18 protein-coding genes are annotated in these 19,104 nt (G+C 67.3%); 9 read left to right on the forward strand and 9 right to left on the reverse strand.

Going from position 1 to position 19,104, the window contains the following annotated elements; genetic code table 11:
• Positions 1-28: 28 nt before the first annotated feature.
• Both B6S44_RS18105 and B6S44_RS18110 read right to left on the reverse strand, forming a co-directional pair.
• Positions 29-1,027: an alpha/beta hydrolase gene (locus tag B6S44_RS18105; RefSeq protein ID WP_129158858.1), complete on the reverse strand. Its 999-nt coding sequence runs from the start codon at positions 1,025-1,027 to the stop codon at positions 29-31.
• A gap of 84 nt (positions 1,028-1,111) precedes the next feature.
• Positions 1,112-2,218, reverse strand: a complete 1,107-nt coding sequence (locus tag B6S44_RS18110) for an alpha/beta hydrolase (RefSeq protein WP_129158273.1) — start codon at positions 2,216-2,218, stop codon at positions 1,112-1,114.
• A gap of 127 nt (positions 2,219-2,345) precedes the next feature.
• On the opposite strand from B6S44_RS18110, the gene meaB reads away from it, so the two are divergent.
• Positions 2,346-3,320, forward strand: coding sequence for a methylmalonyl Co-A mutase-associated GTPase MeaB (gene meaB / locus B6S44_RS18115; protein ID WP_129158274.1), 975 nt, complete (start codon positions 2,346-2,348; stop codon positions 3,318-3,320).
• A 63-nt stretch (positions 3,321-3,383) separates the two neighbouring features.
• Positions 3,384-4,760 (forward strand): TIGR03808 family TAT-translocated repetitive protein, encoded by a 1,377-nt coding sequence (locus tag B6S44_RS18120; RefSeq protein WP_164985879.1) that lies wholly within the window; start codon positions 3,384-3,386, stop codon positions 4,758-4,760.
• Positions 4,761-4,763: 3 nt separating this feature from the next.
• On the opposite strand, the gene B6S44_RS18125 is transcribed toward B6S44_RS18120, so the two are convergent.
• The 3 genes from B6S44_RS18125 to B6S44_RS18135 are packed head-to-tail and all read right to left on the reverse strand — an operon-like array spanning position 4,764 to position 8,121.
• Positions 4,764-5,381: a ParB-like protein gene (locus tag B6S44_RS18125; protein WP_129158276.1), complete on the reverse strand. Its 618-nt coding sequence runs from the start codon at positions 5,379-5,381 to the stop codon at positions 4,764-4,766.
• Positions 5,378-7,054 (reverse strand): SulP family inorganic anion transporter, encoded by a 1,677-nt coding sequence (locus B6S44_RS18130; protein WP_129158277.1) that lies wholly within the window; start codon positions 7,052-7,054, stop codon positions 5,378-5,380. The genes B6S44_RS18125 and B6S44_RS18130 overlap by 4 nt, the downstream gene beginning before the upstream one ends.
• 53 nt (positions 7,055-7,107) lie before the next feature.
• Positions 7,108-8,121, reverse strand: a complete 1,014-nt coding sequence (locus B6S44_RS18135) for an asparaginase (RefSeq protein WP_129158278.1) — start codon at positions 8,119-8,121, stop codon at positions 7,108-7,110.
• Positions 8,122-8,268: 147 nt separating this feature from the next.
• Between B6S44_RS18135 and B6S44_RS18140 the strand changes: the two genes are divergently transcribed.
• Together B6S44_RS18140 and B6S44_RS18145 are read left to right on the forward strand one after the other, a co-directional pair.
• Positions 8,269-9,093: an alpha/beta hydrolase gene (locus B6S44_RS18140; RefSeq protein WP_129158279.1), complete on the forward strand. Its 825-nt coding sequence runs from the start codon at positions 8,269-8,271 to the stop codon at positions 9,091-9,093.
• A gap of 50 nt (positions 9,094-9,143) precedes the next feature.
• A complete protein-coding gene (locus B6S44_RS18145) occupies positions 9,144-9,380 on the forward strand; it encodes an Lrp/AsnC ligand binding domain-containing protein (RefSeq protein ID WP_061964496.1) in 237 nt (78 codons plus the stop codon).
• Positions 9,381-9,385: 5 nt separating this feature from the next.
• Here B6S44_RS18145 and B6S44_RS18150 read toward each other — a convergent pair whose 3' ends face one another.
• Positions 9,386-10,318, reverse strand: coding sequence for a LysR substrate-binding domain-containing protein (locus tag B6S44_RS18150; RefSeq protein WP_164985880.1), 933 nt, complete (start codon positions 10,316-10,318; stop codon positions 9,386-9,388).
• A gap of 205 nt (positions 10,319-10,523) precedes the next feature.
• On the opposite strand from B6S44_RS18150, the gene B6S44_RS18155 reads away from it, so the two are divergent.
• The 5 genes from B6S44_RS18155 to B6S44_RS18175 all read left to right on the forward strand — a co-directional run bounded on the left by B6S44_RS18155 (position 10,524) and on the right by B6S44_RS18175 (position 16,216).
• The gene (locus tag B6S44_RS18155; RefSeq protein ID WP_129158281.1) at positions 10,524-12,125 is read left to right on the forward strand and encodes an ABC transporter substrate-binding protein; all 1,602 of its coding nucleotides are present in this window, start codon (positions 10,524-10,526) and stop codon (positions 12,123-12,125) included.
• Between the two features lie 197 nt (positions 12,126-12,322).
• On the forward strand, positions 12,323-13,300 hold the full coding sequence (locus B6S44_RS18160) for an ABC transporter permease (protein WP_129158282.1): 978 nt from the start codon (positions 12,323-12,325) through the stop codon (positions 13,298-13,300).
• Positions 13,297-14,217: an ABC transporter permease gene (locus B6S44_RS18165; RefSeq protein WP_129158283.1), complete on the forward strand. Its 921-nt coding sequence runs from the start codon at positions 13,297-13,299 to the stop codon at positions 14,215-14,217. The genes B6S44_RS18160 and B6S44_RS18165 overlap by 4 nt, the downstream gene beginning before the upstream one ends.
• A 2-nt stretch (positions 14,218-14,219) precedes the next feature.
• A complete protein-coding gene (locus B6S44_RS18170; protein WP_129158284.1) occupies positions 14,220-15,203 on the forward strand; it encodes an ABC transporter ATP-binding protein in 984 nt (327 codons plus the stop codon).
• Entirely contained in the window at positions 15,200-16,216 is a 1,017-nt protein-coding gene (locus tag B6S44_RS18175) for an ABC transporter ATP-binding protein (protein WP_129158285.1), read from the forward strand. The genes B6S44_RS18170 and B6S44_RS18175 overlap by 4 nt, the downstream gene beginning before the upstream one ends.
• A gap of 9 nt (positions 16,217-16,225) precedes the next feature.
• Here B6S44_RS18175 and B6S44_RS18180 read toward each other — a convergent pair whose 3' ends face one another.
• The 3 genes from B6S44_RS18180 to B6S44_RS18190 are packed head-to-tail and all read right to left on the reverse strand — an operon-like array spanning position 16,226 to position 18,896.
• On the reverse strand, positions 16,226-16,612 hold the full coding sequence (locus B6S44_RS18180; protein WP_129158286.1) for an LCCL domain-containing protein: 387 nt from the start codon (positions 16,610-16,612) through the stop codon (positions 16,226-16,228).
• Positions 16,609-17,868 carry a vWA domain-containing protein gene (locus B6S44_RS18185; protein WP_129158287.1) on the reverse strand — a complete coding sequence of 420 codons (1,260 nt, stop codon included), beginning with the start codon at positions 17,866-17,868 and terminating at the stop codon, positions 16,609-16,611. The genes B6S44_RS18180 and B6S44_RS18185 overlap by 4 nt, the downstream gene beginning before the upstream one ends.
• Positions 17,865-18,896 (reverse strand): AAA family ATPase, encoded by a 1,032-nt coding sequence (locus tag B6S44_RS18190; protein WP_129158288.1) that lies wholly within the window; start codon positions 18,894-18,896, stop codon positions 17,865-17,867. Before B6S44_RS18190 ends, B6S44_RS18185 begins: the two co-directional genes overlap by 4 nt.
• Positions 18,897-19,104 lie beyond the last annotated feature (208 nt).

Genomic DNA, 19,104 nt, shown 5'->3' on the forward strand with positions numbered 1-19,104 from the left:
GGCCGACCCGGGGGCTCCGGCCTCCGGGTCAGGATTGCGACCGGTCAATCGCGCGGCGCACGACCTGCGTCACTTCGCTGTTCGACAGGAAGAGGTCGTGGCGCAGCAGGCTCCAGCCGCGGCCGGCCGTATCGGCAACGCGCACGCCGAGCTGCTCCAGCCGCTCGCGGTCGGCGGCGCCGGCGCGGGCGACGCCGCCGGCGATGCGCGAGGAGACCGCGAGCGCCTTGTCGCCGGGATCGATGATCACGGTCATCCGCCGGGCGATCGAGCCGAGCCTGGGCACGGTCTGCTCGAAGGCATCGATGTCGACATCGGGCGAAGCCAGGACGACGGCGCCGATCCGATCCGACAACCCTTCGAAATCGCGCAGCTCGCGCAGGCCTTCCAGCGTCAGGAAGCTGCCCATCGAATGCGCGACGATGTTGATCCGCCCGATGGTCGGATTGGCGACCAGCGCCTTCAGGGTCTGGACGAAGCCGTCGCGCGACCAGAGCGCGCTCTCGCGGTCATAGGCATAGGCGAGCAAACCACCGCCGGACGGCCAGGTGAAGAGAGCAGTCCGCCCTTCGAAAGCCAGCGCATGCGAGAGCTGACCGGCGCTGCGCGCGGCCGTTTCGAAGGTCTCGTTGAAACCGTGGACATAGAGCAGCACGTCGCGGCCAGTCGCGGAATCGGCAAAGGTCCGGGCGGCATCGCTTGCGCTGCGCCTGGTCACGCCGAGCACGGCCCAGTCGCCACTAACGACGGAGCTCACCTGCGCAGCGACACCACGGCCCGGCGCCGACAGCCTGACCTCGGCGAAGGTCAGCCCGCTGCCGCGATCCGAGCCGAAATAGGGTGCGCGATCGCCCATCGGCTTGCGCGTCGTCGCGACGAGCAGCTGCGGCTCCTTGCCGAAGCTGGATGAATCCGCCGGCCCGACGAACGGCGAGATCGACGCCTCGCTCTGGCCGCAGCCAGCCAACCCAAGCCCGAGGAGGGCGACGAAGGAGCGGCGTGAAACGGCATGTCGCGAAGGCGAGATCACTGGCGATGTCCAAGAATGGGGATGCGGACCTTCTGGCCGCGAAACCCTTAAGGCCAGACCAACGCGGCCAGAATTGGGCAGTTATTTGTCACGGTCGACGAAAGACGGCGAAGCTTTGGAGTCGAGACCGAGCATGCCGCCGCCCGTTCCGCCATCGAGTCCGTCGGCGCCGAGCCGCTTTCCGATCATCTGGACGATGCGCGGCGTGGTCGCGAACTTGCCGTGGTTGTACTCGTCGTTGGCGCGATCACCCGACAGATCAATGATCGTCGCCCCGGCTTTGCGCAGATCGGCGACGACCTCGGTATCCTTGTCCGAGATCGAGCCCAGCCGTGTCTTGTCGCCGGCGATGCGGCGGGAGAAGTCGAGCGCCTTGTCGTCCGAGGAGACGAAGACGGTGACCGGCCGTTTGATCGCGGCAAGCTGGGTCTTGAAGACGTCGAGGTCGATGTCGGGCGCCGCCAGCATGACATTGCGCAGCTTGCCGCCAAAGCTGCCATCGCCGCGGATCGCCGCTTGGCGCAGCGTCTCGACCGTCAGCAGCGTTCCCATCGAATGCGCAAGGATATCGAAACGGTTGGCGCCGAGGTCGCGAGCGATCACGCGCAGGCCAGTCTCAAGGGAATCCCGGGAGAAATCGGCGCTATCGCGATCGTAGGGATAGGCGAGGAGCTGCGCCCGCGACGGCCAGGTGAACAGCACCGGCACGCCCTTGAAGCCGGAATCGGTGACGATCTGGGCGAAGCGGAAGGCGGCGTCGGCGAAATTCGTGTTGAAGCCGTGGACGAAGACGAGCACCTCGCGATCGGCTTGCGGCCGTTGTCCGACTGCCGCTTTTACCTCTTTCAGCATCTCCGGCTCGGAGAGGAGTTTGACGCCGCCGACGGTGAAATGGCTGGCCGGATCGCCCGCGCTCGTGACGCTGCCCGGGAGTTCGAGCTGGCCGACCTGGTGATTGCGCGGCACGTTGATGTCGAGCCGCGCAAAGGCGACTGCCGGACTGCGCTCGCCGCTGAAATATTCCGGCTGCTTGGTCGAGGCGCGTGAGGTCGCGACGAAGATGCTGACCGTGCCGGAGGTGTCATTTGGTTTGGCCGCCGAGACGACCAGCACACGCGGCGGGCCACCGCAAGCGGCGAGCACCAGCGACAACAGCGAGATGAGAACGAAAGACCGCAAACCGGACACGCGACACGCTCTCCGCAACCCGAGAAACTCGTCTCACCGTCCCCACCGCTTGGCAAGAGCGGGGATGACACGGTTGCCTCCAAAAGCCCCGCTTCCGCTGCAAGCACTCTCTTGCTACCAGCGGAGCATGGTCGACCTCTCAGCGCTCGGCAATGCGATTCTGGCGGGCGAGCGCGCGGCGCTGGCGCGGGCGATCACGCTCGCGGAGAGCCGGCGCGCCGACCATCGCGAGCAGGCGCAGGTCCTGCTCTCCCGCCTGCTCCCGCATACCGGCAAGGCGATCCGGGTCGGCATCACCGGCGTGCCCGGCGTCGGCAAATCGACCACGATCGACGCGCTCGGCAGCTATCTGACGAGCCAGGGCCACAAGGTCGCGGTGCTCGCGGTCGACCCGTCCTCGACGCGCAGCGGAGGCTCGATCCTCGGCGACAAGACGCGGATGGCGCAGCTGGCCGTCGACCCGAACGCTTATATCCGGCCCTCGCCCTCCTCCGGCACGTTGGGGGGCGTCGCGGCCAAGACGCGCGAGACCATGCTGCTCTGCGAAGCCGCAGGCTTCGATGTGATCCTGGTCGAGACCGTCGGCGTCGGTCAGTCGGAGACGGCCGTCGCCGATCTCACCGACTTCTTCCTGGTGCTGATGCTGCCCAATGCTGGTGACGAGTTACAGGGCATCAAGAAGGGCATCATCGAGCTCGCCGACATGCTCGCGGTCAACAAGGCCGACGGTGAGGGCGCGACCGCGGCGCGTGCTGCGGCTGCGCAATACAAGGCGGCACTGCACATCCTCGCGCCGACTTCGTCGCTGTGGTCGACCCCGGTGGTGACGATCTCGGGCCTGACCGGCGCCGGTCTCGACGCGCTCTGGGCCAAGATCGAGGAGCACCGCGCCCGCTTCGAGGCGAAGGGGCTGATCGCCGAGAAGCGCCGGCGGCAGGACGTCAAATGGATCTGGGCGATGGTGCAGGACCGGCTGCAGGCCAAGCTCCGGCACGATCCGGCGCTGAAGGCGCGCACACCCAAGCTCGAAGCGGCCGTCGCCGCCGGCGAGATGGCGCCGACCGCAGCCGCCGACGAGATCGCCAGGGCGCTCGGCCTGTAACCGGGCAGCGAGCCCGATCGCCGGCACGCCTCTTGAAGCTTTGCGGTCATAATGGAGGCTCCGATGACGCTTTCGCGCCGCCACTGGCTGCGGACGGCCCTTTTCGGCACGGTTGCGGCTTCAGCCAGTCCCGTCCTGGGGCAGACGCCACGCGCCGGCGCATCGGCGCCGCTCGGCACGCTCGGGCTTGAGGCGGCGCAATTCGGCCTGCGTTCCGGCTCCGCCGATGACCAGTCGCGTACCCTTCAGACGGCTCTGGTCGAGGCGGCCAAGCAGAACGCACCACTGATCGTCGCGCCCGGCCGCTACCGTATCGCAAATGTCGTCCTGCCGGAGAACGCCCGTCTGATCGGAGTGTCGGGCGCCACCCAGTTCATTGCCGCGCAGGCCGGGCCGCTGCTGGTGGCGCGGCGCATCAAGCGCGCGGCGATCGCCGGGATCGTGCTCGACGGGCTAGACATCAAACTCGGCCAGCGCGCGGGTCTACTGAACGCCGACGAGGTGCTCGACCTCGCTCTGTCTGATTGCGAATTCGCCAATGCCGGTTCGGTCGGGCTGACGCTCAATCGAACCGCGGGGCGCATCGAGCGCAACCGCTTCCGCTCGATGCGGGATGCGGCGCTGTTCTCGCTCGATTCGCGCGGGCTTTCGATCGAGGCCAACACTGTCGAGGATTGTGGCAACAACGGCATCCAGCTCTGGCGCAGCCAGGCAGGGGACGAGCAGAGCCTGATCCGCGGCAACCGCCTCAACCGCATCCGCAGCGATGCCGGCGGCGACGGGCCGAACGGCAACGGCATCAGCCTGTTTCGCGCCGGTGGCGTGGTGATCGAAGGCAACAGCTTACGCGACTGCGCGCTGACCTTCATCCGCAACAATTCCGGCTCGGGCGTGCAGATCATCGGCAATCAGGGCAGGCGCTGCGGCGAGACCGGCCTGTATTCGGAGTTCGCCTTCGAGGGCGCGATCATCGCCAACAACCTGGTCGAGGATTGTGCGCAAGGCGCCAACATCACCAATCTCGACCATGGCGGGCGGCTCTCGGTCTTCGCCAACAACATCATCCGCAATGCTCAGAAGGGGTTGGCGCCGAAGGGCAAGGAGCTCGTCGGTGGCATAGGCTTGCATATCGAGGCGGAAGCGGCGGTCACCGGCAACGTCATCGAGAACGCCAGCGAGATCGGCATTTCGCTCGGTTGGTCCTGGGCGATGCGCAATCTCGTCGCGACCGGCAACGTGGTCCGGCGCACCGGAATCGGCATCTCCGTCTCGCTCGTCCCGAAGGAGCGCAATGCGCTGATCGCCAACAATGTGATCAGCGAGGCCAGGCTCGGCGCGGTGGTCGGCACCGAATTCGGCAAGGTGGTGACCGGCGACCTGACCAGGGGCCAGGACAAGCGCGCCGCCGGCATCCGGGTCGAAGGCAACGCCGTCGGCTGAAGCTCAGTCCGAGGGGCCGCACCAGCCCGGCAGATGCTCGGCCTCGCGCGACCGGGCCAGGCCCAGTGCCCTTTCGAGCGCCTTGGCAAGGGAGCGTTCGAGAACCGCCCGCTTGATGCGTCGACGCAAGAAGTCAGCCCAGAGGAATTCGCTGAACGGCGCCTCCGTCTTGGCGTAGCCACCGGCAAGCCGCAGCGCTCCCGCCAGCGAGCGATAGGGATCGTCGACGAGGCCGGAGACCTTGCGCGGGATTTGGTCATGGCCGCGCCGACGCCCCTCTGCGTCGAGGGGATGCATCCAGCTGCGACTATCGAGGAAACTCCAGAACTCGTCCTTGCCGAGCCGCGACAGGTCGGCAACCTCGGTCGTCAGCACCTGCTCCTCGCCCTCCAGGTGCAATGCGAGCGCGAGGTGGTGGTGATCGATAAGGTACAGGCGGCGCTTCGGGCCGACGACGACCGGTACGGCATGGCGGCCGAGGAAATCCGCGCCCTTCTCCTCGCGCTCCGCCCGCCAATGGACCTGCTTCATCTCGACTTCGCGCATGCCGACGGTGATCTGCGTCGGCCTGAGATCGGCGATGGCGACAGGATGTAGCCTTGGCTCGACCGAGTAGCTCATGAGGCCTCCTTCGCGGCCGGCGCGAGCGCCCTCACCGCCTCCTCGACACTGTGGAAGACATGCTCTGCCCCGATCTCGGCGATCACGCCGAAATCCTCCAGCGCCTGCAGCGCGCGGACGGATTCAGCCCGGGCGATGGCGAAAGCACCGCCCCGCTCCCGGCAGGCCGTCGCGACAGCGAGCAGGGCCTGCGCCGCGGTATAGTCGATGGCGGGAATGCCGCCGGCATCGAGGACAATTAGTGTGGGTCTCCGCTCCGCCAGCAGCGCGAGCACGCCCCGGCGGAATATCTCGGCATTGGCGAAGAGCAGCGGCGCCGGAAAGGCGATCACCAGCACGCCCTCGACCTGCTCGCCGCGGTGGCCGGGCTCGGGCGGCCACCAGATCGTCGTGCCGGGAATGCGCAACTGCTCAATCGGCTCGCTGCGCGTCGTCATCCAGACGCCGTGCAGTAGCGACAGGCCGATACCGACGGCGACGCCCGTCTCGACCGGCAGCCAGATGATGGCGATGGCCGTGAGCAGAACGAGCGCGAATTCGGACCGCGACTGGCCGGCGAGCCGGCGGATGACCTCGACCCGGACGATGCGCTGCGCCACGAAGAGCAGCACACCGGCCAGCGCCGCCACGGGCACCTGCGCCAGCAGCGAGCCACCAGCGACCGCAAGCGCGAGCACGATCAGCGCCGCCGTCGCTGCAGCGAGCTGCGAGCGCCCGCCGCTCTCGGCGACCACCGCCGTCCGCGGCGGGCTGGCATTGACGGGGAAGGTGCTGGCCAGCCCGGCGAGGAGGTTCGCCGCTCCGAGGCCGATGAAATCGCGGTCGACCTTCGGCTCGGCGCCATTCGGATCGCGGAAGGAGCGGCTGACAGTTGCCGTCTGCATCATCACCACCAGCGCGATGACCAGCGCGAGCGGCACGAGGCTGCGAATGTCCCTCCAGTCGAGCACGGGCGGCACGAGACTCGGCCAGCCTGAGGGCAAGGCGCCGAGCACCGCGACGCCATGCGCCTCCAGTTTGAAGAGCACCACCGCCGTCGTCGCGGCGACGAGCGCCAGCAGTGCGCCCGGCAGGCGTGGGACGAAGCGTTCGCACAGGTTCACGGTCGCGAGCGTCGCGACGCCAATCGCCAGCGAGATGACGTTGATGCCGCCAAGCCCATGCCAGAGCGCCGCGAGCTGGCCGGCAATGTGATGGCCGCCGCCGGGAATACCGAGCAGGCCGGGAAGCTGCGAAACGGCGATGTGGACGGCGATGCCGGCGAGGAAGCCGGTCAGCACCGGCACGGACAACAGATCGGCGATCCAGCCGAGTCGCAGCAGGCCGGCGACGATAAGCGCGAGCCCGACCAGCAGCGCGAGCAGGGTCGCCGAGCCTGCCGGGATCGCACCGCCCGCCGCCAGCGCCGCGAGGCCGCTGACGAAGATCGGCGTGATCGTCGAATCCGCGCCGACCGTCAGCAGCCGGCTCGCGCCGAACAGGACGAAGCCCAGCGTCGCCGCGACGAAGGCGTAGAAACCGATCTGCGGCTCGAAGCCACCAAGCCGGGCCGTCGCCATCTGCTCGGGGATGGTGATCGCCGCGAGCGTCAGCCCGGCGAGCAGGTCGCGCCCGAAGGCGCCGGCGCGGCCAATCGCGCTGGGCTTTTCAGGCGACGCGGAGGCGTGCGGCATGAGGCGGGACTCCGCAGGCGGACAATGAGCCTCGCGCCGCCCCGTGTTCGCCGTCAAGCGCGCTGCCGCAACACCTCGGCCGCGCGAACACGGCCGACCTCGATGCCGTTCCAGTTCTTCATGACCGTCTCGCGGAAGGGCGCGAAGGCCTCCTCGTCACCACCCTGCCGCGGCAGGAAGCGCTCGACCAGAGTGGCCATGGCAATCTCGGTGGCGCGGCCGGCACCATCGTCGCATTTCAGCGCGATGCCGTAGCCGAGCTCCGGCAGCGTGCCGCAATAGACGCCCTCTGCCCCGGTCTTGATGAAGGCGCGGGCGCCGAAGACCTCCATGAAGCGCGTATCGAAGCGGCCGGTGCCCGCGACCATGAAGGGATTGGCTGCGACCGCCTCGCGGATGCGCCGCGCCGCCTCGGCGCGCTTGGGGCCAAGCCCATTGCCGGTGCCGAAGCGGGCAAAGCCGAGCGCCAGCGCTTTCAGCGGCACCGCATAGGTCGGGATCGAGCAGCCATCGGTGCCGGAGAGCTCGGCCTTGTGCGGCGCGCCGGTCACCTCCTCCAGCGCGGCCCGCACCGCCTGCTGCACGGGATGGGTGCCCTTCACATAGCCGGCCGGGTCCTCGTCGATGCCGCAGGACAGGCAGATGAAGCCGGCATGCTTGCCCGAGCAGTTGTTGTTAAGCGCACTCGGCTCGCGGCCGGCTCTGGCGAGCGCACGCGTCGCCGCCTCGCCCATCGGCCAATGTGCGCCGCATTCGAGGCAGGAGGCGTCGCGGCCGGCCTTCTTCAGCATGGCGAGCGAGGTTTCGGCGTGGCGCTCCTCGCCGGAATGCGAGGCGACGGCGAGCGCGATCTCGGCCGGCACCAGACCGAAGCGATCGGCGGCGCCGCTTTCGAGCAGCGGCAGGGCCTGCAGCGCCTTCACGGCCGAGCGCGGGAAGACCGGCCGCTCGACATCGCCGAGCGAGAACACCACGGCCCCGTCGACATCGACGACGATCACCGAGCCGCGATGGCGCGATTCGACCGTATTGCCACGAGTGACTTCGGCGAGAACGGGATTGTCCATGGGCGGCTCCGGCGCGATCGAGGCTGCGTCTTGTCGCGTTTGTCGCAGTCCCTGTCAAAAGACCTCGACCGGCCGGGTGCGCATGGCGCAAACTGCTCCCGAACCGAGCCGGCAGCGACTGCCGAGGCGCAGCAAGATCAGGATCCGATGTCCGTCGACTACGAGACCGAATACAACAATCGCGCCCGCGTGCCGGAGCATCCGGGCATCATCGCCGGCTGGGCCCGCGATGCGGCGGCCTATCGCGAGGTCGCCGTCAGCGAGCTGGGCGTCCGCTATGGCGAGGGCCCGCGCCAGACCTACGACCTGTTCAAGCCGGAGGATGTGAAGAGCAAGGCGATCGTGCTCTTCATCCATGGCGGCTACTGGCAGGCACTCGATCCGAGCTACTTCTCGCACATGGCGCGCGGGCTGAACCAGCGCGGCGTACCCGTCGCGCTCGCGGGCTACGACCTCTGCCCGCAGGTCGAGGTCGGCCACATCGTTTGGGAACTGCAGCAGGCCGCTGCTGGGATCTGGCTGCGCTATAACCTGCCGGTGGTCGCTGCGGGGCATTCAGCCGGCGGCCAGCTTGCCGCCTGCCTGCTGGCGACGGGCTGGAAGAACGTCGATCCGGAGCTTCCGGACCAGATCGTGCCCGCCGCCTACGGCATCTCCGGCCTCTATAATCTGAAGCCTTTGGCCGAAACCAGCATCAACCAGGCACTGGGGCTGACGCTCGAGGGAGCGGAACGGGAAAGCCCGCTGTTCTGGCCGGCGCCATCCGGGCTCGTCATGGACGCGGTCGTCGGTGGGGCCGAGAGCGCCGAGTATCACAAGCAGAGCCGCCAGCTCACCGATGTCTGGGGTCTCGAAGGGGTTCGCACCCGCTATGAGGAGATCGACGGCGCGAACCATTTCACCGTGCTCGACACGCTTCCCGACCCCGAAAGCGCCATGACACGCCGCATCGCCGAACTCGCCGGCGCTTGATCTTCCCGCGCCAGCGGCTATCGAAGGGCTTGAGGATTCCGGAGCGCGCGATGCAGACCTTCTTCGTCGAGATCAAATGCAGGCTCGGCAAGACCTATGAGGTCGCCAGCGAGCTCGCCGACCGCGAGATCGCCTCGGAGATCTACTCGACCGCCGGCAATTACGACATTCTCGCCAAGTTCCACGTCGCAGCCGATGTCGACATCGGCCATTTCGTTGCCCAGAAGGTGCAGTCGATCCCCGAGATCGCCGACACCCACACGATCATCACCTTCAAGGCGTTCTGAGTCCGCTATCTGATCGGTTTGGTCAGCCCGTCTTCCGGCTGCATCGCCAGCAGCAGGTCGGCAAAACGACGCGCCGCCGGCGCGACTGATCCGGCGGAGGCGAACAGCAGCATCGTCCGATAAGCGATGGCCGGCGCGAAGCGGCGGGCCACCAGCCCCTGCATGCCACCGAGCGTCAGGGGAAAGGGATTCAGCAAGGCAAGACCGACGCGTTGCCTGACCATCTCGGCGACGAAAACGGCCGCCGTGCCCTCCCCGACCAGGCGCAGCGTCACTCCGGCGTCGGCGAAGGCCCGCTCCACCTTGATGCGCTCGGGAAAGCGCCGTGCGAGAGCGATGATCGGCTCGTCGGCGAGGTCCTGTGGGCCCAGCACCTCGCGGCCAGCGAGCGGATGGTCCTCCGGCATCAGAACATGCGCCACGGCCTCGCGAATGACCTCGCCATGAATGCCGATATGCGACGCAGACATGTCGACCAGCCCGAGATCGACCGCACGGTCGGCAACCTGTGTGATTACGGTGGAACTGGTATCGATCTCGACATTGGCGACGACATCGGGCTCCAGCCGGCGGAACTCGGCCAGAACCGGTGGCAGGACGAACTGGGCCAGGGTCGGCGGCGTCGCGATGCGCAGCACGCTCGCCTGAACGGCCTGTCCGGGCCAACTGTTCAAGCGGTCCAATGCCGCGAAGATCGGTTGCGCCTCTGCGTCGAGCGCAAAGGCGTCCGCAGTGGGCACAAGCCTGCCGCCTTCGCGAGAGAACAGCGGGCGGCCGACATGAGCCTCCAGTGCCGCCAGCGCCCGCGACACGGCTGGCTGCGAAATGCCGAGCATCTGCGCTGCTGCCACCGTCTTGCGGGTCGCGATCATAGCCTGCAGCACCTCGAGCTCGCGCAAGCTCGGAGGCCGCCGATCGACGCTTGCCTTGATCGCCATGGTCGCGTCCCCGCCCTTATCCGCGCCTCGCATCTGCCTATGCGTTTAGGTTATATGATAGCGCGCGCAGTATAATTTACAGGTATACGAAATCGTTCTACAAGCCGGGCCGGGCGAGATCAGGGGTAGACCGGCCAATCCGGCGACTCGCCACGCGCGGCTCAGTTGTGAATGATGGTGCATCAAAGCCATCGGGAGGTTCGGAATGAAAACGTTCAGCGCCAACGGGCTGAAAGCTCTCAAGCTCGCCATTCTGGCGGCTCCTGTCATGACCATCGCCAGTCTGGCGTCAGCCCAGGAACTCAAGATCGGCCTGTCGGCGGAGCTCAGTTCGCTCGACCCGCACTATCACAACCTCACCCCCAACAACATGCTGGCGCGGCACATCTACGAGCCGCTGGTCGGGCAGGATGAGAAGCAGGCGCTGAAGCCGCTACTCGCCGAGAGCTGGAAGGCGATCGACGACACGACCTGGGAATTCAAGCTCCGCAAGAACGTCAGGTTCCATGACGGCACGCCGTTCACGGCGGACGACGTGATCGCCACCATGCAGCGCGCGCCGAACGTGCCGAAGAGCCCTTCGAGCTTCTCCGCCTATGTCCGCGGCAAGGAGTTCACCAAGGTCGACGATTTCACCGTCCGCGTGAAGACCGCGACGCCGGCGCCGCTGGTGCCGACCGATCTCTCGACCTTCGGCATCATCCCGGCCAAGTGCAAGGACACCACCACTGAGGACTTCAACCTCGGCAAGTGCACCACCGGCGGCACCGGCGCCTACAAGCAGGCCGAATATGTCGCCGGCGACCGCGTCGTGCTGACCCCGAACGAGAGCTACTGGGGCGGCAAGGAGCCCTGGTCGAAGGTCACCTTCCGGATGATCACCTCGGCCCCGACCCGCGTCGCGGCGCTGCTCGCGGGCGATCTCGACGTGATCGAGAACGTGCCGACCTCGGACGTCGCCCGCCTCAAGGGCGATGCCAAGCTCAGCGTCGCGAGCACGGTCTCGAACCGGGTGATCTATTTCCACATGGATCACTTCCGCGAGGTCTCGCCCTTCATCAAGGGCAAGGACGGCTCCGAGATCAAGAACCCGCTGCGCAACCTCAAGGTCCGCCAGGCGCTGTCGATGGCGATCAACCGCCCGGGCATCGTCGACCGCATCATGGAGAAGGAGGCGATCCCGGCCGGCCAGCTCCTGCCCGACGGCTTCTTCGGCACCTCCAAGAAGCTGAAGCCGGTCGCCTTCGACCTCAACGGCGCCAAGAAGCTGCTCGCCGAGGCCGGCTATCCGAACGGCTTCAAGATGAAGCTGCACGGGCCGACCAACCGCTATCTCAACGACACCAAGATCATCGAGGCCGTCGCGCAGATGTTCTCGCGCCTCGGCATCGAGACCGAGGTCGAGACGCTGCCGTCGGCGAACTTCTTCACCCGCGCCTCGCAGGGCGGCCAAGGCAATGTGCCTGAATTCTCCTTCATCCTGGTCGGCTGGGGCGCCGGCACCGGCGAATCCTCCGACTCGCTGAAGGCGCTGCTCGCCACCTTCGATCCCGCCAAGGGCATGGGTGCGACCAATCGCGGCCGCTACTCCAACCCGACCTTCGACGCCAAGCTCGTCGAGGCGCTGAGCACGGTCGACGACGCCAAGCGCGATGCTGCTCTGGCCGAGGCGATGGATATCAGCATGAACGATGTCGGCCTGATCCCGACGCACTACCAGCTGAACACCTGGGCCTCGCGCAAGGGCGTCAAGGTGCAGGCTCGCACCGACGAGTACACGCTCGCGACCGGCATCCGGAAGGACTGAGCCGGACCGGTCGAACACGCCGCCGATGGCGGGCTGGGCCGGAGCCCGGCCCGCTTGGCGGAAACACCCCCGGAGCCGTTCCATGCGCGCCCGCCTCCCGGCATCACGCCGGTATCGGCCGCGCTGAACGGCTCTATCTTTAACTTGCTCCAGCTTTAAGCTGGAGCCGGATTGAACGATCCGGAAGGCCCCGGACCATGCTGGCATTCGTCCTGCGCCGCCTGGCGCAAGCCCTCTTCGTCATCGCGGCCATGCTCGTGATCGTCTTCTTCGGCGTGAACGTCGTCGGCGACCCGATCTACATGCTGATCTCGCCGGAGATGGATCAGCAGCAGATCGCCGAGACGGCCCGCGCGCTCGGGCTCGATCGGCCGATCTGGGAACAGTTCCTGGTCTTCCTGAAGAACGCGGCCCAGGGCGATCTCGGCCGTTCCTTCGTCCATGGCGAATCCGCCATCAAGCTGATCCTGCACCGCATGCCGGCGACACTGGAGCTCGCCTTCGTCGCGCTGGTCATGGCGATCGTGATCGGCCTGCCGCTCGGCCTCTATGCCGGCCTGAAGCCGGAGAGCCGGCTCTCGCGCTTCATCATGGCGGTCTCGATCCTCGGCTTCTCTCTGCCGACCTTCTGGGTCGGGCTGATGCTGATCCTGACTTTCGCGGTCGGCCTCGGCTGGCTGCCGGCGACCGGGCGCGGACCGACCGTCTCGATCTTCGGCCTGGAGACCTCGCTGTTGTCGCTGAAGGGCTGGCAGCATGTCGCGCTGCCGGCGCTCAACCTGGCGCTGCTCAAGATCTCGCTGGTGATCCGCCTGGCGCGGGCCGGCGCCCGCGAGGCGGCGCTGATGGACTACGTCAAGTTCGCCCGGGCCAAGGGCCTGTCGCAGCGCCGGATCATCGGCGTGCACATCCTCAAGAACATCATGATCCCGATCGTCACCGTGCTCGGGCTGGAGTTCGGCTCGCTCGTCGCTTTCTCGGTGGTGACCGAAACGATCTTCGCCTGGCCCGGCATGGGCCGCCTGCTGCTCGAGGCGATCACCCGGCTCGATCGGCCGGTGATCGTCGCCTACGTCATGGTCGTCGTCGTGCTGTTCGTCACCATCAACCTCCTGGTCGACCTGGTCTATTCGGCGCTCGACCCACGCGTACGCCTGACGGAGGCGACATCATGAGCGAAGCCGCCCTGCCCGCTGCCGCACCGCCCATCGAGGCAAAGGAGGAGACGCCGTTCCGGCGCTTTGTCCGTTCCTTCATCGAGGACCGGCTGGCACTGTTCGGCCTCGCCCTCTTCATCCTGATCGTGCTGCTCGCTGTCGCCGCCCCGCTGATCGCGCCGCAGAACCCCTATGATCTCGCCAGCGTCGACGTGATGGATTCGCGCCAGCCGCCGGGCGCGGTCTCCGGCGAGGGCTTCACCATGTGGCTCGGCTCGGACGGTGTCGGCCGCGACCTGCTCTCGGGCATCCTCTACGGCCTGCGCATTTCGCTGATGGTCGGCGCCTTCTCGGGCATCCTGGCGGCGACGATCGGCTCGGCGGTCGGCCTGATCGCGGCTTATGCCGGCGGGCGCACCGAGAACGCGATCATGCGCCTCGTCGACCTGCAGCTCTCGCTGCCTTCCGTGCTGGTCGCCCTGATCCTGGTGGCGGGCCTCGGCAAGGGTGTCGACAAGATCATCATCGCGTTGGTGATGGTGCAGTGGGCCTACTACGCCCGCACCGTGCGCGGCTCGGCCCTGGTCGAGCGGCGCAAGGAATATGTCGAGGCGGCGCAGTCGCTCGGCCTCTCCCATGCCCGCACCGTTTTTCGGCACATCCTGCCGAACTGCCTCGCGCCGGTGATCGTCATCGTCACCGTGCAGACGGCCCATGCCATCTCGCTGGAGGCGACGCTGTCCTTCCTCGGCGTCGGCCTGCCGCAGACCGAGCCCTCGCTCGGCGTGCTGATCGCCAACGGCTTCCAGTACATGCTCTCGGGCAGCTACTGGATCTCAGTCTTCCCCGGCTTCGCACTGCTGATGACGATCGTCTCGATCAATCTGGTCGGAGACCGCCTGCGCGACGTGCTCAACCCGCGCCTGGAGAAGTGAGCATGGCGCCCGTTCTCGAAGTCAGCGGTCTCAAGACCCATTTCTTCACCCGCGCCGGCACGGTGAAGTCGGTCGATGGCGTCTCGTTCCACGTCGAGCGTGGCGAGGTGCTCGGCCTCGTCGGCGAATCCGGCTCGGGCAAGTCGGTCACCGGCTTCTCGGTGATGGGGCTGATCGACCCGCCGGGCAGAATCGTCGATGGCTCGATCAAGCTCAACGGCAAGGAGCTGGTCGGGCTCGGCGAGGACGGCTTCCGCAAGGTCCGCGGCCGCGAGGTCGCGATGATCTTCCAGGACCCGATGATGACGCTGAACCCGGTCCTGCGCGTCGACACGCAAATGATCGAGGCCGTCACCGCCCATGACAAGGTCTCGCATAAGGCGGCCCGGGAGCGCTCCCGCGACGCGCTCGCCAGGGTCGGCATCCCCTCGCCCGAGGAACGCCTCAACGCCTATCCGCACCAGTTCTCCGGCGGCATGCGCCAGCGCGTCGCGATCGCGATCGCCCTGCTGCACCGCCCGCCCTTGATCATCTGCGACGAGCCGACGACGGCGCTCGACGTCACCATCCAGAGCCAGATCCTGGCGGAGATGCAGTCGCTCTGCGCCGACACCGGCACGGCGCTGGTCTGGATCACCCATGATCTCGGCGTCGTTGCCGGCCTCGCCGACCGGATCGCGGTGATGTATGCCGGCCGCATCGTCGAGACCGGCGCAGTCGATCCGGTGCTCGATACCCCACTCCATCCCTACACCAGCGGGCTGCTTGGCTCGCTGCCGGCCGAGGGCGAGCCCGGCGCGCCCTTGCGCCAGATCAGAGGCTCGACGCCCTCGCTGGCCCGCCTGCCGCAGGGCTGTGCCTTCGCGGCGCGCTGCGATTACGCGCAGGCCGATTGCCTCGCCCTCGCGCCCGACGTCACCCCCTTCCCGGGCGCACGCGGCGTGCGCTGCCACCACCCGCTGAACCTCGCCGGAGTTGCGGCATGACTACGCCGATCCTCACCCTCGAAGGCGTCTCGAAGCGCTTCACCAAGCCGCTCGACGCCGCCTCGAAATTCGCCAACCTGCTCGGCGCGAACTACAGCGAGCAGGTCGTCCATGCCGTCGACAGCGTCGATCTCTCGATCCGACAGGGCGAGGTCGTCGGGCTCGTCGGCGAATCCGGCTGTGGCAAGTCGACGCTCGGGCGCGTCGTCGCCGGCGTCCACCATGCCAGCTCCGGCCGCGTCTCCTGGCGCGGGCGCTACACCAACGAGATGTCGTCGGAGGAGCGGAAAGCGGCGACGCTCGCCATCCAGATGATCTTCCAGGACCCGATGTCCTCGCTCAATCCGCGCCTGCGCGTCACCGACATCGTCGGCGAGGCGCCGGTTGTGCACGGGCTGGTGCCGAAGGCCCAGCAGGACGCCTATGTCGCCGAGATGCTCGACCGGGTCGGCCTAGACTCGACCTATCGCCGCCGCTACCCGCACCAGTTCTCCGGCGGCCAGCGCGCCCGCATCGGCATTGCGCGGGCGCTCGCGGTCAAGCCGCAATTCCTCGTCTGCGACGAGAGCGTGGCCGCACTTGATGTATCGATTCAGGCCCAGGTCCTGAATCTTTTCATGAAGCTGCGCGACGAACTTAACCTGACTTATCTCTTTATTAGCCATGATCTCTCGGTGGTCCGCCACCTCTCCGACCGGGTCGTGATCATGTATCTCGGCCGCGTCGTCGAAGCTGCGCCGGCGGCCGAATTGTTCAAGGGCCCGCAGCATCCCTATGCGCAGGCGCTGCTCGCCAATGTGCCGTCGATCGCGGCGCGCAAGAAGCGCTTCGCACCGCTGAAGGGCGAGATTCCCTCGCCGCTGCATCCGCCATCCGGCTGCCATTTCCATCCGCGCTGCCCGCAGGCCGGGCCGCGCTGCAGGGTCGAGCGCCCGGCGCTGAAAGAGATCGCGACGGGCCACGTCGCGGCCTGCCATCTGCATGATGGCGGCGTCGGCGCGCTGGCGGCCTAGCGTCTCAGCTCAGATCGCCGACAGCTTCCAGGCGTATTGATAACGGCCGTACTGGGTGCTGGTGACGCCGTTGCGCTCGGTGCCAGCGAACTCCTCCGGTGGCGTCACTACCGTCACTCTGAAGACGGCGGTCTTGCCCGGCTTGAGCAATCCTATGTGCACGGCCGCGGCGCCGATCGACGAGTCGCCGCTGTAGATGTCGGTGCCCCAGAGCTGGCCCTCGACGGTGCCCGTGACGCGAAAATAGTAGACGGCTCCGACCTTCTCGCAGAGCCCGTGCATATTGGTCGGCGCCTCGGAAGCGATCGAGTTCTGCTCGAGCAGCGTCTTGAGTTGCCGGCGCGAGAGTTTTCCGCGTTTGTCGAAATAGGCGACGAGATCCTGCACGACCTTCATGATGCGCCTCCCGCTTGCATGACGACGACCCGGCCATAGGACGGCTGGAACGAGGTTGAGCTCTTCGGCAACGCCCACAGCACCGCATAGGGGACGGCTTCGCTCGGATAGGAGATGTCGCCATCGGTGATGACGATGGCGGAGGTCACGCGCGGATCGTCCGCTAGTGCGGCGAGCGCCGGTGTCAGATCGCTGCCGCCATAGCCGCTGATCTGATAGTCGGCGAGCGCTGCCGGCGAGAGCATCTCGTCTGAGGTGACGACGGTGTCGCACTGGACGACGCGGATCTCATCGACCCCGGCCGCATCGCAGAAATCGGCGATGGCACCGAGCGCTTTGGGGATATCGTCGCCCATCGAGGCGCTGGTGTCGAGGATGACGTTCAGCATCCAGGAATAGCGCTTGCGCCCGGGCATCACGACATCGCTGTGATCGTTGCCGCGACGCGAGGCGCGGGTATAGGTGCGCTCGCCCGGCGCGACGCCTTCGAGCCAGGGCTGGAGCGCAACGTGCCAGGGCGTGTGAAAGAAGCCGCGCTGGGCCCGCACGCTCTGCTGTTGCCCGCCCGGACTGTCGCCCTTGCCACGCATCGCGCCCATGGCCTTCGCCAGCACCATGCCGCGCGCGGCGAGGTCGCGTACCGCCCGCGCCCGCTCGACCTGATCGGCACTATCCTCCGGAAAGAGCTCGCGCTCGCGCCGCGCATCGAGCGCATCGCCCATCGAACCCGCCGGCGCCTGCCGCGCCGCGCCAAGCACCTGCTCAACGGTGACGACCTGCCCCTCCCAGACCAGCGTCTTGGACGGCATGTAGCTGCCGGTGCGGCGCATCTCCAGCACGATGTCCTCGGCCGAGCGCTCGCGGGCACCAGGCATATCGAGCCCGCCGGCCGGGATTACCGTGGTGCCGAGCGCGTGCCGCAGCATGTCGTTGATGATGTAGTCGTGGGCGTAGTTGAACTCGAGCGTGGCGCTGCCGCGAGCCCGGTCATGGGTCCGCAACGCCAGGTGCAGCAGCTCATGGGCGAGCACGAAGACGAGGTCATCGGCTGAGAGCCTCGCCGTGAAGGCCGGGTTCGCCAGCAGCCGGCCGGAGGCGAAGACGCCCATGGTCGGCACGCGCTCGTCGATCTCGACGCGCACGGCGGCGGCAAGCCCCGCCAGATGCGGGAACGGCGCCGTGACCAGCCGCAAGCCCTTCATGATCCGCGCATGGGTGGCGCGGTCGGCAGCCGAGGGATCGGGCGCCGTGCTCATGCCGCGACCTTGCGCAGGAGGTCGTACATGGCACGGTCCGCCCCGAGCGCGCCCCAGGTCTCGACCATGTCGTTGAGGATAAGAAGCTGGTGCTCATGGGAGAGGCTGCGCAGGAAGCGGTTGATCACCGGCGCCTTGATGCCTGCGGCGCGGCCATCCCTGACGAACTGGCGGATGCAGTCGAGGATGAACCAGCGGGCGGAATCGCCCTTAGGCAACAGCTCCGGCTTGCGCAGGTAGTCCTCGAGCGGGCGGACCGCCCCGATCGAATCCTCGGCGAGCGCGCAGAACACCACCGCGTCTTCCGGCGAGAGGCGCCCGAAGGCCAGCGCCCGCCGCAGTTCATTGCTGAGGAAGCCGGCCTTCTGCGCCATGTCGAGCGCCCGCGACAGCACGGTCCAGGCGCGCGGCGTCGAGAACGGCACCGGCTCAGCCGGCACCGGCCGCATCAGTGCGTCGGGAATCGTCGCGATGAAGCTGCGGATCTCGGCCCGCACACCGGTGCGCTGAGCCCAGGCCAGCCAATCGTCGGTATCGACGCGCAATTGCAGGATGGTGACGCGGTTGACCAGCGCCGAGCTCATCGCCCGCACCAGAGCGCGGTCCTGCAGGCGGTTGCCGGCGGCGACGACCCAGGTGCCCTTCGGCAAAGCGTGCTCGCCCAGCCGCCGCTCCAATAGCAGCGAGTAGAACGCCTTCTGGACATCGGGCGAGCAGGCCGGCAACTCGTCGAGGAAGAGGCAGAACGGCTCGGGCTTTTCCGGCAGCAGCACGCGCGGCGGGCAGAAGACCGAGCGCTCGCCGACGATGCGCGGTATACCGCTCACGTCCTCCGGAGCAATCTGGGTGCCGAGCAGGGAGCGGCAAGGCAGACCCGCCTCGCGCGCGGCTTCGTAGACCAGTTCGGACTTGCCGAGCCCGGGGGGCGAGAGCAGCAGGAAGCTCTGCTCATGCGCCATGCACTGGATCAGCTGCTTGGCCTGACGCAACGAGACGACTTCGTCGAAGGCGGATCGCGTCGCTTCCATCAATCCCTCCCAAGAACGACCGCCGGAACCAAATCGGCGGATGTACGGTGAGGGGCAGTCTGCAACAGCAGAGGCCTTTGAAATCATTATTTCTTTGTAATGTTTAGTTTTGTTTCACGGCTGTTTCACGGGCCGCCCGTCTCCACGGTTTTGATCGATCTGGACGTGTTTGCGCGCCAAACGCGGTGTCGTTTTTCCCGTGGCACAA

Origin of the sequence: Allobosea sp. Tri-44 (assembly GCF_004123845.1) — a bacterium.
In the GTDB taxonomy this organism is placed as follows: domain Bacteria; phylum Pseudomonadota; class Alphaproteobacteria; order Rhizobiales; family Beijerinckiaceae; genus Allobosea.

What these genes read in the sequence shown, in the direction of transcription:
- meaB (WP_129158274.1), top strand. Translation starts at nt 2,346, where the DNA reads ATGGTCGACCTCTCAGCGCTCGGCAATGCGATTCTGGCGGGCGAGCGC.
- B6S44_RS18120 (WP_164985879.1), top strand. Translation starts at nt 3,384, where the DNA reads ATGACGCTTTCGCGCCGCCACTGGCTGCGGACGGCCCTTTTCGGCACG.
- B6S44_RS18125 (WP_129158276.1), bottom strand. Translation starts at nt 5,381, where the DNA reads ATGAGCTACTCGGTCGAGCCAAGGCTACATCCTGTCGCCATCGCCGAT.
- B6S44_RS18130 (WP_129158277.1), bottom strand. Translation starts at nt 7,054, where the DNA reads ATGCCGCACGCCTCCGCGTCGCCTGAAAAGCCCAGCGCGATTGGCCGC.
- B6S44_RS18135 (WP_129158278.1), bottom strand. Translation starts at nt 8,121, where the DNA reads ATGGACAATCCCGTTCTCGCCGAAGTCACTCGTGGCAATACGGTCGAA.
- B6S44_RS18140 (WP_129158279.1), top strand. Translation starts at nt 8,269, where the DNA reads ATGTCCGTCGACTACGAGACCGAATACAACAATCGCGCCCGCGTGCCG.
- B6S44_RS18145 (WP_061964496.1), top strand. Translation starts at nt 9,144, where the DNA reads ATGCAGACCTTCTTCGTCGAGATCAAATGCAGGCTCGGCAAGACCTAT.
- B6S44_RS18150 (WP_164985880.1), bottom strand. Translation starts at nt 10,318, where the DNA reads ATGGCGATCAAGGCAAGCGTCGATCGGCGGCCTCCGAGCTTGCGCGAG.
- B6S44_RS18155 (WP_129158281.1), top strand. Translation starts at nt 10,524, where the DNA reads ATGAAAACGTTCAGCGCCAACGGGCTGAAAGCTCTCAAGCTCGCCATT.
- B6S44_RS18160 (WP_129158282.1), top strand. Translation starts at nt 12,323, where the DNA reads ATGCTGGCATTCGTCCTGCGCCGCCTGGCGCAAGCCCTCTTCGTCATC.
- B6S44_RS18165 (WP_129158283.1), top strand. Translation starts at nt 13,297, where the DNA reads ATGAGCGAAGCCGCCCTGCCCGCTGCCGCACCGCCCATCGAGGCAAAG.
- B6S44_RS18170 (WP_129158284.1), top strand. Translation starts at nt 14,220, where the DNA reads ATGGCGCCCGTTCTCGAAGTCAGCGGTCTCAAGACCCATTTCTTCACC.
- B6S44_RS18175 (WP_129158285.1), top strand. Translation starts at nt 15,200, where the DNA reads ATGACTACGCCGATCCTCACCCTCGAAGGCGTCTCGAAGCGCTTCACC.
- B6S44_RS18180 (WP_129158286.1), bottom strand. Translation starts at nt 16,612, where the DNA reads ATGAAGGTCGTGCAGGATCTCGTCGCCTATTTCGACAAACGCGGAAAA.
- B6S44_RS18185 (WP_129158287.1), bottom strand. Translation starts at nt 17,868, where the DNA reads ATGAGCACGGCGCCCGATCCCTCGGCTGCCGACCGCGCCACCCATGCG.
- B6S44_RS18190 (WP_129158288.1), bottom strand. Translation starts at nt 18,896, where the DNA reads ATGGAAGCGACGCGATCCGCCTTCGACGAAGTCGTCTCGTTGCGTCAG.